This is a genomic window from Sphingobacterium lactis (assembly GCF_011046555.1).
In the GTDB taxonomy this organism is placed as follows: Bacteria; Bacteroidota; Bacteroidia; order Sphingobacteriales; family Sphingobacteriaceae; genus Sphingobacterium; species Sphingobacterium lactis.
The window spans coordinates 2,875,343-2,888,089 of record NZ_CP049246.1 but is presented as its reverse complement, the minus strand read 5'-3'; the positions used below and the strand labels follow the sequence as shown (position 1 = coordinate 2,888,089).

The window sequence follows — 12,747 nt, the reverse complement described above, 5'->3', positions numbered from 1 at the left end:
TTGTATAAACCTATAAGCCGATTACTATTTATTACGAAAGAAATTAGTATAATTAGGAAATAATCGGCGGTTTTAAGCGTTTATTTATTAAATGTCTAGCAATAAAAAAAAGGAAAACATTGATTCATAGTACAATCGGTAATACACCGTTGCGGAAGGATGACTACCTTTCCGCCAAGTATAACACAACGATTCTTGTCAAAGAGGAATTTCATAATCCCGGCAAATCTTCCAAAGATCGTGCTGCTTGGTTTATGGTTGAGGATGCCATCCGCAATAAAAAAATTAAGGAGGGTGGTACCTTTGTGGAAGCGAGTAGTGGAAACACAGGAATCAGTATTGCGCTCATTGCGCAGGAGTTGGGTTATAAAGCGAAGATATTTGTTTCCGCCTCTTGTTCAGATGAGAAAATCGCACTTTTGGAATCCTATGGTGCTTCAATAGAACGTTGTGATAATTCCAATGGGCTGCATGTTTTCAATTCCACGCAATATTTGGCGCAAGCCTATGCCGCAAACCACGATAATACTTACTTTACCAACCAATATTACAACTCCAACAACATCAAGGCCCATTACCGGACCACTGGCCCGGAACTGTGGGAACAAACCAACGGTGCTGTTACCCATGTCATTGCTGGTGTTGGAACCGGTGGAAGTATATCTGGTATTGGCAGGTTCCTGAAAGAACAGCGCAGATCCATTAAGATTTGGGGTGTTGAGCCACTCAATTCCGTCTATACATTCTTTCTAAACCAACAACCGATCCCGGAGGATTTACCTAAGTTTGATGATATCGAGGGCATTGGTCGTACGTTTATTCCAGGATCTTTCGATAGGAACGCTGTCGATCGGATTTTTCAGGTAGAACGGCTCGTTTCCCTGCATGCAGCAATTGCCTATCGGGAATCGACCGATGAACTGGTCGGTTTTTCAAGTGCTGCCGTGCTTGCCGCCTTAGAAACGCACAGTAATGAAATGAAATTTTCGGAAGATGACGTTGTTGTCCTGTTCTTTCCTGACCATGGCGACCGCTATCTTCATAAGATATACCACTCAGCCGAAGTAAAACAATTAATATTAGCAGCAAATTATGAACCCTTATCTTGATTTAGCCATCCCCATTGCTTGGCCAGATCAGACAGCTAGAGGGGATGAATTATGGATGGCCATTTTACGGAAGATCGGGATCGTCAAGAACCTGAACTTTAAGGTTGGCCATGCTGCCATTGTGTTGGTCCATAGGAAAACGGGTACGCTGAAATATTATGATTTTGGGCGATACATCGTTCCGCGGGGTTTTGGTCGCGCCCGATCCGCAAAATTTGATCCGCGCTTGCAATTGCATACAAAAGCGCAGTTTACCGTCACCGGTGATCTGGAGAATTTAGCAGAAATCCTGCAGGAACTCAAAGACCTCGAACAGGCTACGCACGGAGGCGGTCGATTGCTATGTTCCGTAGCAGAAGAGATTTCTTTTGAAAAGGCCGAGAAATTTGCTGAGGATCTGGTGGATCAGGGGCCTATATTATATGGGGCATTGGCGCCAGGCAATAACAGCTGTTCACGATATGTGGCGCAGATCCTGGTGAATGCCATGCCGAAGGAGGATAAACGGGTTCGAAAAATCCTCTTTCCGGAATGCTTGAAGGCAAGTCCTACCAGTAACGTCGTGAATGCAACCCATGCCAATCGTATTGTCTGGCATGATGATAGCGGTATAAAGATGGAAGAAATGGGGCGAATGGATTCCTTAAGGTTCCAGATTGGCTTATTGAAACCGAATTTTTTCCGCTCCGCAGCAAAAGAACTCTCTGATGATAAATTGTTGGGTTTTATTGAGGAACCGGTACGTCCTATACAGGTTCCTGCCGATGCGCAGTGGCTCGGAGGCCTAGGGGAGGGTTGCTGGTTTTCACTCCAACAGGAGCCGCCCTATTGGGTAATCACGAAATACCACCATTCTGGCAAAGTGGATTATAAGGTCTTCTCCGATGAGCATCATAAGCTGGACATTAGCGGACCTTTTGAATTCACCTATAAAGTACATGCAGGTAAGCATGAACTAAAACAGAAGGATCAATTACATGAAGTTAAAAGTTTAGAAAATAATAATTTACAAATAAAACAATCTATATAATAAGGAATGGAATTAACAATTTTAAAAGCGAAAATTCATACAGTTAAAGTAACAGAGGCGAACGTAGCCTATAATGGATCGATTACCATTGACGCAGATCTATTGGACGCAGCGGGTATCGTGAAATATGAGCAGGTTTACATCAATAATGCGGTTAATGGTAGCCGTATCATGACGTATGTGCTACCTGGAAAACGTGGTTCAGGTGAGGTTTGCATGAATGGAGGTGCTGCTTTACATGCCAAATTGGGAGATACCGTACATATCCTTTCATTTGTCAACCTGACACCTGAAGAAGCGGAAGGCTACCAACCTACCTTGGTATTTACAGAAGGAAACAACCAGATTAAATTGGTTGAGAAGTACGACTATTAATCGAATTTCGATAAGGAAATTAGGCTGTCAACAGGTTGTTGATGGCCTTTTTTAATTTACAATATATATACATAAAGTCGAATAGAAGCAATGAGCGTGGTTTTTACAATTTCGTTCAGCTAACTTAGACTTTTCATTACAAATATTTAACTAAGTTTAAAAATCACTGTTTTCAGTGAGTATTAATAACTATTTAATTATTAATTTCAAAAACTGAAAATTAACAGGTTCAAATAAAAATATGATCATGTTTAAATACGTATTTAACTATCTCCTTATTCTTGTGTGCTGTCTTTCATTGACATCGTGTTTTGATATCGTGGAGGAAATCAATCTGAAAACCAATGGGAGCGGATCGATTCAAGGTACACTGAATTTGAGCAAGAGTAGGACTAAGGCCGCGTCGTTGATGAAGTTGGATAAGATTGATGGTTTTAAAATCCCAAGTGAGGCAGAGATCCGTCGGGAGATGGCGACTGTTGTGCGGTTACTTCAAAATACCAAGGGAATCAGCAATGTAAAGCATACCCTTGATTTTAAAAATTACATTGCCAGTATCTCGTGCGATTTCCAAAATGTGCAAGCCTTAAATGCCTATACTGCTACGTTAGCTAAACACTTCAAATCCAACCTGAACACCTATTCCAATTACAGTTATAATGCAGGTTCAAAAAGCTTTGTTCGGACCTATAAGCATAATCCAGATGCGACCAAGGAATTTAATAAGCTGCGTGCTGAAAACCAAAAATCTTTCGATCAGGCTTATTATACCAGTATCTATAGATTTCAGGACCATGTTCAGAAACAGAACAACGGTTCAGGCAAGATTTCTCCTAATAAGCAGGCAGTGATGGTAAAGGTTTCCATTCCATCATTGGCGCGGGGAACGACAAATCTGGCAAATACCATACAATTGAAATAACACGTACTAATATATTATATATGAACAGATTAAAGCTTTCTATTGCTTTATTAGCGATCGGTCTTAGCGGAAATGCACTCGGACAGGATTTACTTTCCAAGGTTCCTGCGAATTCCAAAATGGTCGTTGCCTTCAATGGCAAAGGCTTCTTAAAGCATGCGGATGTCAATCAGGTTTCCGGGATCTTCCAGAAAATGGGTTTATTTAAGGAAATCGGAAAAAATAACGAACAAATTCAAAATATCGAGGATTTCGGCATTGACCTGCATGGCAAGTCCTATATCCATATGGACGTCAATGAGAAAGTAACTTTCCTAGGCGGATTGATTCCCTTGAAGAGCAAATCACAATTCGAAGCGATGCTCCCGAAAGAGAAGAAAATCGAAGTAGTGAACGGCTTGAACAGCATTTTCAGCAGCGATCGGACATTGCGAATCAGTTGGGACGACCATACCATCTATATGTTAGGCGGTATAGCCGTAGACAGTTACTTCGGGCGCCCCGAGGTATCTGAAGAATTGGGTTTGAAAGCCTATCCAGAGTATTCCTATGCTGACGATGCCGCAACGGAGGTTACCCTGGATGATGATTGGATGATAGATTCAACATCTACCGCTGAGGAGGCTATTGCGGAAGCTGAGGCAGCAGCAGCGGCAGCCATGACCAGCGAAGAAGAAGCTGCTCTAGAAGCAGCAGCAGCGGCAGCAGCCGCACAGGCAGAAATTGAAGAGGAGGAAGGGGTGGTTATTATACCGCCGGCAGGTGTTCCGCCCCCGAGTAACTCTGACACCATTGGTGAGGAAGATGAATTTGCCTCTGTAGATTCGGTTCTGGCCCGTGATGAGTATCAGGATGACTACTATGCGCAATATGCGCAGGTATCACACTACAACGATTCCGTCAAGAATGTGGTGGTTGCGCAGGAAGTAAGCCAGAAGTTGGGGACTATCATCACTTCCAATGGAAAAGGGTTTCGTTCGAATGCTTTGGCAAGAATGAAGGATAATGAACTCATGCGGATCGAAGCTGTAAAATTAGATAGCATGATGCACTACTTATATCCTACGGAAATTATTGGGGTCACCATGGGCTTTACGCCATCTTTCGATTATGGATATGAAGCACTGTCAGGAGTGGTAGCGGTCGATGGTCATACCATGAAATTTTCCGGACATATTCAGACCGATAAAGAAACCACAAAAATCTATAAGGATATCTATGGTAGAAAATTGAATCCGAGGTTCTACAATTTTGTCGATGAAAATGCCTTGGGTTTTATATCCATGAATGTTAGCACTGAAGCCTACCTCAAACACTCGCCAAGGTTGATTTCCAGAATGTATGGTAAGGGAGAAAGCAAAGTCAACCAGATGATTGATCTGTATGCCACCTTATTTGATGTTATCATCGATGAGCAAGCGATAGGAAAAGTCTTCAAAGGAGATAATCTACTTGTATTGAACGGTGTTACGCAAAAGGAGGTTGAATACATCGATTATGAATATGATGAGGATTACAATGCAACGGAAGTAAACAAAACAAAAAAAGTAACCATTCCAGATTACCTTTGGGCGTTCTCTTCCGACGATACCCGAGTTTTTGAAAAATTATTGAAGTTTGCCGAAACGCAAACCGCGGCGAGGTTGGATGATGGAATCTACCACATCCTGGAAACGAAGGAGCCCGAAATTACGCCTTATGTACTGATGGGTGATGGGATGGTTATCCTGAGCAATAACCTGGAAAAACTTGAAGAGATCAAAGCAAATCGTTTCCGCGGAAAATCAGCATCCCATTACACGACAATGCTGAAAAGGAATAAATTCGCGTTCCTTTTGAATGCGAAGCGCATCCCAGGTATGGTTGAAGAATTGGACATTCCGATCCATAAATCAGTGGATGAAGAATTGAAAGCATTTGCCAAATATGGTGATGTCTATATGATCAGCAAGGGAATGAAAGGCAATAAATTTGAATTCGAAGGCGGAGTCGAGTTTCCGAAAGAAGGGAAGAATGCCCTTGATTTTATGTTGAAGTCATTGGATAACGTCGCCCAGGAACTAAAGAAATAATACATGCACTGGATCAAAAGAATAGTATTTTTAATTGTTGGACTTATAGCCCTGGTGGCTATAAGTCTTTTTGCTTATAAGAGCTACAGGGCGTCGAAAGCTGCCGACATTCGGATCCCGAAGGAAAGCATAGCTATCGCCAAACTCCATGTCGATGAATTGATTTGGGATATGTTCCGTAATTCTATGGCCAATTACGATGCGTATTACGGGTCATCTACGGATACTACAGGCAAGGAAAGACCTAAGGTGTGGAATTCAGGGATGGACATTCCTGCTGTGCTCTATGGCTTTCAGCTTCCGGACACGGCCAAAAGGTTCTATGCGGTCCTTGACGTTACAAACCGTGCGAAGGCGGTACGGTTTATCCAGGAACAGCTTCAACTTGGTCTCGATTCTGCTGCCGGGCTGGATAATCTGTACAGCACACGAAACCTCAAATTGCTGTTGGGGGAGAAGAATGCCGTTATCATGGTCGGTAAGGGGCTTAATCTCGTTCAGATGCAGGCATTGGCTACTGCGGACCAACAGGATTGGATTCTGGGAAAGGAATTTTTCAAAATGGACTCCCCAGATGCAGATCTTATCCTGACCGATCGCTCAACTAATTGGGCCGGTATAGATTTCGGAAATGGGAAGATTTCTCTAAAAGGAGAATATGCGGCAGATTACCTGCGCTACCCCCGAAACCCCAGAATCAATAAAAACGCGTTTAAAGATCCGGAAGTGGTTTTGCAGGTGGATGCTAATCTGGATTTTGGTCTTTTGTTGAAGCACCATGAGGAAGCGATCAAAAAACTGGATTTACCGATCGATAGTGTGGAGAATTTTGTTGGTTCCTATGCGGCCTTGCAGGTTCGTTCTGGTTCGGTAGCTCAACGCGACACCGTGATTACCTATGCCTACGACGATAATTTTGAGATGACCGAGCAGCAGGAGATTCAGGAAACATTGGTGCCCAATATCCAATTCCAGGTCCAAGCCTCTCCACATCTCATGGGTTACCTGCCGGAGAAGCTATTCTATACGTTTCATAAATGGCAAGGCCAGGAGATGATCCATATGGCGACGGCCAAAGAGGAGCGGAGCACCCCTACATTTGAACCTTCAACTTCATCCATTCAGCTAACCTACCATAAAAAACCGGATATGGGCGCTGTGCTGGGCTGGTTTCCAAAATATGATCTTATCGAAAGCATGGACGTCAAAGGCGTTGCCAATAGCGATAACAAACTGCAAATAACAGGTGATATTTTATTAATAGACGCAAAAATTAATTCATTTTATCAAATTTTTAAATAAACTAATCCATTCTCCAGGAGTCTATTCAATAAAATAACATCAAGTTTTCCAATATAAATGATATTGGCTTGGTATTTGGTTAAACATGAATAGATAATTGGAGATTGTATATGAAAAGATTTATTGGACTATTACTAATAGCATTTATGGCGTTCAGCGTAACAGCATGTTATACGAGCCATCCGCACGGGATGCCACCTGGACAAGCAAAGAAAAGATACGGCGGTAAATCCGCGAAACATTACGCACCCGGCCAGCAAAAGAAAAAATACAAACACAAACATAAAAAAGGCCGTGGTAATAATGGAAGATCTCACTACGAAGTCTACTACAGATAGAAAAACAAAGAGGCTTGAATAAAAATTCAAGCCTCTTTGTTTTTCTATCTGTAAGATATGAGATCTTAGATGTGAGATATGAGAAAGCATGGGTACTAACCTGAAGAGCGAGATCCTGATCTATATAATTTTGATAATAGCAGCCATAATATCACAAATCTCATATCTCCAATCTCACATCTCCAAAATAAGAATGGCCGCCATATAGCAGCCATAATATCTCAAATCTCATATCTCCAATCTCACATCTTATAAAAAAATCGCCATCTTTTAAGATGGCGATTTTTTTTATTCTGCGATTACCTCGAAAGGAACTTGAACTTTAACTTCTTTGTGAAGGTTCAAGTTTGCGATGTATTCTCCTAATTGCTTAGGTTCAGTTTCGAATGTGATACGGCGACGGTCAACGTCAAATCCTTGTGCTTTCAAAGCGTCAGCGATTTGGATGCTGTTCACTTTACCAAAGATCTTGCCTGACTCACCAGCTTTAGCACCGATAGATAATTTTACCGACTCTAATTTACCAGCTAATTCCGTAGCGTCTTTCTTGATTTTCTCTTGTTTGAACTGAGCTTGTTTGATGTTCTCAGCCAATACTTTCTTTGCAGAAGGCGTAGCCATTACTGCAAAACCTTGAGGGATGAGGTAGTTACGGCCAAAACCTGGCTTTACTACTACGATATCGTCTTTCTCACCAAGGTGTTTAACATCTTGTTTTAATATTACTTCCATTATCGTATCCTCCTTATTTTAATGAATCAGTTACGTAAGGTAGTAATCCGATGATACGCGCACGTTTCACGGCTTGAGCAACTTTACGTTGAAATTTCAATGATGTACCAGTTAAACGACGTGGTAAAATCTTACCTTGATCGTTCACGAACTTCAATAAGAAGTTTGCGTCTTTGTAGTCGATGTACTTGATACCGTTTTTCTTGAATCGGCAGTACTTCTTACGGTTGTCCTCTACTTTAGGGGCAGTTACGTATTGAATGTTTTCGTTTGCCATTAGTTTGCTACCTCCTCAGTTTTAGGTTCAACCTTCTTGTTGAATGCACCGCTACGTTTTTTCTCGTTGTAAGCAACTGCATGCTTGTCCAAAGAGATCGTTAAGAAACGCATCACACGCTCATCACGTTTGTATTGTACTTCCAAATTTTTAATTAAATCACCTGGAGCCTTGAATTCAGTTAAGTGATAAAATCCAGTCGTTTTCTTCTGGATTGGATACGCTAATTTTTTCAAACCCCAATTATCTTCAGCGATAATTTCGGCTCCGCCTTCTACTAAGATGTCTTTGAATTTCGCGATTACTTCCTTCGCAGCATCTTCTGAAAGCAACGGGGTAAGAATGATTACAGATTCGTACTGTTGCATTGTGTAAATAAATTATGTTTATTAAAATACCCGTAGTTATATTAACGGACGTGCAAAGATAGAAAATATGTTCGACTTATTACAGAATTAAATCATTATTTTTTGTTTAGCGCGCTGGTAGAAATTCCACCTTAAGCCGTGTTTGTAGTCCAATCTTTACAGAAACCAATTTAGGGTAAATACCACCTTGCCATTCCAATCCCACTTAACCATCTTTGCCACCGTTTAACTATTAATACACAAAAATTGAATTTAATCGGTAGGTTGCCACTTTGGGTGAAAGTGTTGTTCGCAATTTCAATAGGTTTAGGAATCGGTTTCCTTGTCTCTAAAATCCTGTATTATTCCATTTTCTGGAGCGCTTAACTGCGCAATTGATTCTGAAGTCTGATAATAAGTAGCTTTTTTTTCTGGGTACACTGTTCGTAAAGCAAACTACTAAATAGTCGGTTTGAGCGATCCTCTTGATTTGATGGTCACGGTGCTTTCGGTATCGTTGGGATGGAGCGTATGTAGAGGGGGAAATGAACAAGCTCCATTTTGATGCTGATCTGTTTGTGCAGAATTTTTGCATGCAAAATGGAGCTCGTTGAATTCCTTATGGATGATATCTTATCCTGTGGAAGGAATAGATTACGCCAATTTAGCCAAGGCTTCTTTGATTCGGCGCAATGCTTCCTTTAGGTTCTCATCAGAAGCCGCATACGATAAACGGATGTAATTGTTGTTACCGAATGAATCGCCACCGACAGTTGCCACGTGGCCATAATTCAATAGATATAGGGCTAGGTCTGCCGAGTTATTGATCACATTGCCTTCAGGATCTTTTTTTCCGAAAAAGGAACTGATTTCTGGGAAGAAGTAAAAGGCTCCGTCTGGAAGGTTGGTTTTCACACCAGGAATATCATTCAAAAGGTCGTAAACCAATTGACGACGGCGCGCAAAAGCATCCTTCATTTCCAGAACGCTCTCTAATCCCTGTTCATATGCGGCGATACCCGCACGTTGCGAAATGGAACAGGTTCCCGATGTCGTCTGACCTTGCATTTTCTCGTTTGCTGCTGCAATCTCTTTGTTGGCTGCAATGTAACCCAACCGCCATCCCGTCATGGCAAAGGCCTTTGAGAAGCCATTGATAATGATCACGCGATCTTTTACCGAAGGGAACTGCGCAATGGATTCATGCTTGTCGACAAAATTAATATGTTCATAGATCTCATCGGAAATGATGTAGATCTGTGGATGTTTCTCGAAAACCTTCACCAATGCTTCAAGCTCAGCTTTTGAATAAACCGAACCTGTAGGGTTACAAGGGGAGGAGAACATGAAAACTTTAGATTTTGGGGTAATGGCCGCTTCCAATTGCTCGGGCGTAATCTTAAAATCCGATTCAATGGTTGTATCGATATAGACCGACGTACCTTCCGCTAACACCACCATTTCCGAATAGGAAACCCAGTAAGGTGTTGGGATGATCACTTCGTCACCTGGATTCACCAAGGTCAACAACACATTGGAAAGAGACTGTTTCGCCCCAGTTGATACCACGATATTAGAAATATCGTAATCCAGGCCATTTTCATTCTTCAATTTATTCACAATGGCTTGACGAAGTTCCGGGTAACCGGATACCGGCGAATAACGTGTCCAGTTTTCATCCAAGGCTTTCTTGGCTGCATCCTTAACATGCTCAGGGGTGTTGAAGTCCGGTTCACCTACGCTCAGGCTGATCACGTTGATCCCTTTTGCCGCCAATTCACGACCTAATTTGGTCATCTTTAATGTTGCTGATTCTGATAGATTGTTGATTCTATTCGATAATATGGAAGTTGTGCTCATGATATTGCAAATATATTATATACTATTTATTATTAATGATAAAAATGTAACAAAATAACCATAAAAATGATACTTTCTAAATCATGGTCCTGTTACTCCATAAATATAAATTAATGATAGCTTTGTAACCAAATAAAGGAATAATCAAATGAAATTAAAGTTCGATGGCTTTATCATTGCCCTGCTCAGTATGATCCTGTTGGCCTATCTGTTCCCACAGCTAGCGACCTACGAGGACGGTAAAATTTTCAATATTTTGAGCAGTGTAGGTGTGGCTTTGGTATTTTTCTTTTATGGCCTTAAGCTGAGCTTTTCGGAAATTAAGCACGGTATGCGGAACTGGAAATTGCACCTATCCGTCCAGCTCTTCACGTTCTTGCTCTTCCCAGCTTTGGTGTTGGCCTTCAAACCTCTCGTACAAACGGAGACCCAGAAACAATTCTGGCTATCCTTTTATTTCTTGGCGGCTTTGCCATCCACGGTGACCTCCTCGGTGGTGATGGTTTCCATAGCAAAGGGGAATGTGCCAGCGGCCATATTTAATGCCAGTATATCCGGATTGATCGGTGTAGCGGTAACTCCTTTATTAATGCATTTCTTTTTAGAGGTAGGAGAGGTCAATGTGTTCGGTGAATTGTACTTAGGTCTTCTACTTGAAGTGATACTTCCTGTTATTGCTGGTCTTTTTCTGCAACGATATTGGGGAAAATGGGCCCATCGGTACAGCAAGGCGCTCACAACTTTTGATAAGGGGGTCGTGCTGCTCATTGTTTATGGGAGCTTTGCTGAATCCTTTGTCAATGATATTTTCCATACCATCGGAACGACCTATTTGGTCAGTTTATTCGTGGGTGTAATAGCGCTCTTCTTTATTGTTTATTTCGTCATTAAATTGATTGTCAGGTATGTGCTGCACTTCAATCGTGAGGATCGGATTTCGGCTCTTTTCTGCGGGTCGAAAAAGTCACTGACACACGGCAGTGTGTTCTCCAAATTCCTTTTTGCGAACAATCCAAAATTAGGGCTGTTTATCCTACCGTTGATGATCTACCATGCCTTTCAGATCTTTGTTATTACCATCATTGCCCAACGATTAGGGAAACAGATAGATAAGTAGAAGTTAACAAAAATATAACAGAACTGTCTCCGGAAAAGGGTATTTTTGCCAATCTTAAACAGGATGATATGAATAAGCAAATGCGGCTGGTGATGCTGTCCTTGGTGACGGGGATCGTTTTGATGTTGATCAAATTCATCGCTTATTTCATCACGGAATCGAATGCTATATTTTCGGATGCGGCAGAGAGTATCGTGAATATCGTGGCCTCGGGGTTTGCGTATTACAGCATTTACTTAGCGGCACAGCCTAAGGATGCCAATCATCCATACGGCCATGGTAAAGTTGAATTTTTCTCCGTTTTCGTGGAAGGTGGAATGATCTTTATTGCCGGGTCCATCATTCTGATTAAGTCAATATACAGCATATTTTCACCTCAACCGGTTAGTAATGTGGAAGAGGGTATATGGCTGATATTCATTACTTCGCTTATCAACCTTGGTGTAGGATTTTACCTAATGAAACGGGGGAAGGCTTTGCGGTCCTTGACCATCGAAGCCGACGGAAAGCACCTGCAGGTAGACGCCCTGAGCTCTGTGGGCTTGATCGCTGGCTTGTTGATCATGAAGCTGACGGGTCTCGCTTGGATTGACCTTGCTTTGTCTTTTGTGCTGGGTGCATTTATCCTGTTCAATGGCTATAAGCTGTTGCGTAAATCCATTTCCGGGTTAATGGATGAATCGGATGCCGAAGTCATTGATGAAGTGATTACTGTGCTGAACAAAAATCGACAACCGGAATGGATCGATGTACACAACTTACGGGTTCAACGCTACGGCCAGGAACTCCATATCGACTGCCACCTGACCTTACCGAAATATTACGCCCTGACCAAGGTCCATGATAGAATCTCTGAATTTGATACCATCCTCAACAATAATCTGAACGCCAAAACAGAGTTCTTTATCCATGCCGATCCATGCATGCCGGAATGTTGCCATTATTGTACCGTTGCGAATTGCCCAATCCGGACCGAGCCATTTTCCAAGCACATCGAATGGACGGCTGAGAACGTTACGAAAAATATGAAGCATTTTAGAGGGGAATAGCGGCAATAATAATGCAGACCTGTTGCTGTCAGACACGCTACTGATGCGATTTCTGAAGGTTCTATGTACCTCAGCATAATTTTAGGAATAGAACACGTACAAACGCTTTCCTTCCATGTATCCCCGCTTTTGACCCAGCATATAATATCCAGCCTACAATCGGGTAGCGGTTTCTCAATGTTTTTCTTTGTTAATAATTCAAATGATAACAATCATA

General features: G+C 41.9%; 12 protein-coding genes. 8 read left to right on the top strand and 4 right to left on the bottom strand.

All coding sequences use genetic code 11. From position 1 onward, the window contains the following. Positions 1-119: 119 nt before the first annotated feature. The 6 genes from G6N79_RS12600 (at position 120) to G6N79_RS12575 (ending at position 6,810) form a co-directional block, all read left to right on the top strand. Positions 120-1,109, top strand: coding sequence for a PLP-dependent cysteine synthase family protein (locus G6N79_RS12600; protein WP_160003715.1), 990 nt, complete (start codon positions 120-122; stop codon positions 1,107-1,109). Next, positions 1,093-2,139, top strand: a complete 1,047-nt coding sequence (locus G6N79_RS12595) for a DUF6695 family protein (RefSeq protein ID WP_103906209.1) — start codon at positions 1,093-1,095, stop codon at positions 2,137-2,139. Before G6N79_RS12600 ends, G6N79_RS12595 begins: the two co-directional genes overlap by 17 nt. A gap of 6 nt (positions 2,140-2,145) precedes the next feature. Then, complete coding sequence (gene panD, locus G6N79_RS12590) at positions 2,146-2,514, top strand: aspartate 1-decarboxylase (protein ID WP_103906210.1); 369 nt, start codon at positions 2,146-2,148, stop codon at positions 2,512-2,514. 247 nt (positions 2,515-2,761) lie between these two features. Further along, positions 2,762-3,436, top strand: coding sequence for a hypothetical protein (locus G6N79_RS12585; protein ID WP_103906441.1), 675 nt, complete (start codon positions 2,762-2,764; stop codon positions 3,434-3,436). 20 nt (positions 3,437-3,456) lie between these two features. Beyond that, positions 3,457-5,508 (top strand): hypothetical protein, encoded by a 2,052-nt coding sequence (locus tag G6N79_RS12580; RefSeq protein ID WP_103906211.1) that lies wholly within the window; start codon positions 3,457-3,459, stop codon positions 5,506-5,508. Positions 5,509-5,511: 3 nt separating this feature from the next. Continuing rightward, a complete protein-coding gene (locus G6N79_RS12575; protein WP_103906212.1) occupies positions 5,512-6,810 on the top strand; it encodes a hypothetical protein in 1,299 nt (432 codons plus the stop codon). Between the two features lie 626 nt (positions 6,811-7,436). Here the strand turns inward: G6N79_RS12575 and rplI are convergent. The 4 genes from rplI to G6N79_RS12550 form a co-directional block, all read right to left on the bottom strand. Then, positions 7,437-7,880: a 50S ribosomal protein L9 gene (gene rplI / locus G6N79_RS12565; RefSeq protein ID WP_103906214.1), complete on the bottom strand. Its 444-nt coding sequence runs from the start codon at positions 7,878-7,880 to the stop codon at positions 7,437-7,439. A 13-nt stretch (positions 7,881-7,893) separates the two neighbouring features. After that, entirely contained in the window at positions 7,894-8,157 is a 264-nt protein-coding gene (gene rpsR / locus G6N79_RS12560; protein WP_103906215.1) for a 30S ribosomal protein S18, read from the bottom strand. Further along, positions 8,157-8,525, bottom strand: coding sequence for a 30S ribosomal protein S6 (gene rpsF, locus G6N79_RS12555; protein WP_103906216.1), 369 nt, complete (start codon positions 8,523-8,525; stop codon positions 8,157-8,159). Before rpsF ends, rpsR begins: the two co-directional genes overlap by 1 nt. Before the next feature lie 633 nt (positions 8,526-9,158). Next, the gene (locus tag G6N79_RS12550; RefSeq protein WP_234993191.1) at positions 9,159-10,364 is read right to left on the bottom strand and encodes a pyridoxal phosphate-dependent aminotransferase; all 1,206 of its coding nucleotides are present in this window, start codon (positions 10,362-10,364) and stop codon (positions 9,159-9,161) included. Positions 10,365-10,512: 148 nt separating this feature from the next. Here G6N79_RS12550 and G6N79_RS12545 point away from each other — a divergent pair, with 148 nt between their 5' ends. After that, the gene (locus tag G6N79_RS12545; protein ID WP_103906217.1) at positions 10,513-11,481 is read left to right on the top strand and encodes a bile acid:sodium symporter family protein; all 969 of its coding nucleotides are present in this window, start codon (positions 10,513-10,515) and stop codon (positions 11,479-11,481) included. 68 nt (positions 11,482-11,549) lie between these two features. Beyond that, entirely contained in the window at positions 11,550-12,530 is a 981-nt protein-coding gene (locus G6N79_RS12540; RefSeq protein ID WP_103906218.1) for a cation diffusion facilitator family transporter, read from the top strand. Positions 12,531-12,747 lie beyond the last annotated feature (217 nt).

What these genes read in the sequence shown, in the direction of transcription:
- G6N79_RS12595 (WP_103906209.1), top strand. Translation starts at nt 1,093, where the DNA reads ATGAACCCTTATCTTGATTTAGCCATCCCCATTGCTTGGCCAGATCAG.
- panD (WP_103906210.1), top strand. Translation starts at nt 2,146, where the DNA reads ATGGAATTAACAATTTTAAAAGCGAAAATTCATACAGTTAAAGTAACA.
- G6N79_RS12585 (WP_103906441.1), top strand. Translation starts at nt 2,762, where the DNA reads ATGTTTAAATACGTATTTAACTATCTCCTTATTCTTGTGTGCTGTCTT.
- G6N79_RS12580 (WP_103906211.1), top strand. Translation starts at nt 3,457, where the DNA reads ATGAACAGATTAAAGCTTTCTATTGCTTTATTAGCGATCGGTCTTAGC.
- G6N79_RS12575 (WP_103906212.1), top strand. Translation starts at nt 5,512, where the DNA reads ATGCACTGGATCAAAAGAATAGTATTTTTAATTGTTGGACTTATAGCC.
- rplI (WP_103906214.1), bottom strand. Translation starts at nt 7,880, where the DNA reads ATGGAAGTAATATTAAAACAAGATGTTAAACACCTTGGTGAGAAAGAC.
- rpsR (WP_103906215.1), bottom strand. Translation starts at nt 8,157, where the DNA reads ATGGCAAACGAAAACATTCAATACGTAACTGCCCCTAAAGTAGAGGAC.
- rpsF (WP_103906216.1), bottom strand. Translation starts at nt 8,525, where the DNA reads ATGCAACAGTACGAATCTGTAATCATTCTTACCCCGTTGCTTTCAGAA.
- G6N79_RS12550 (WP_234993191.1), bottom strand. Translation starts at nt 10,364, where the DNA reads ATGAGCACAACTTCCATATTATCGAATAGAATCAACAATCTATCAGAA.
- G6N79_RS12545 (WP_103906217.1), top strand. Translation starts at nt 10,513, where the DNA reads ATGAAATTAAAGTTCGATGGCTTTATCATTGCCCTGCTCAGTATGATC.
- G6N79_RS12540 (WP_103906218.1), top strand. Translation starts at nt 11,550, where the DNA reads ATGAATAAGCAAATGCGGCTGGTGATGCTGTCCTTGGTGACGGGGATC.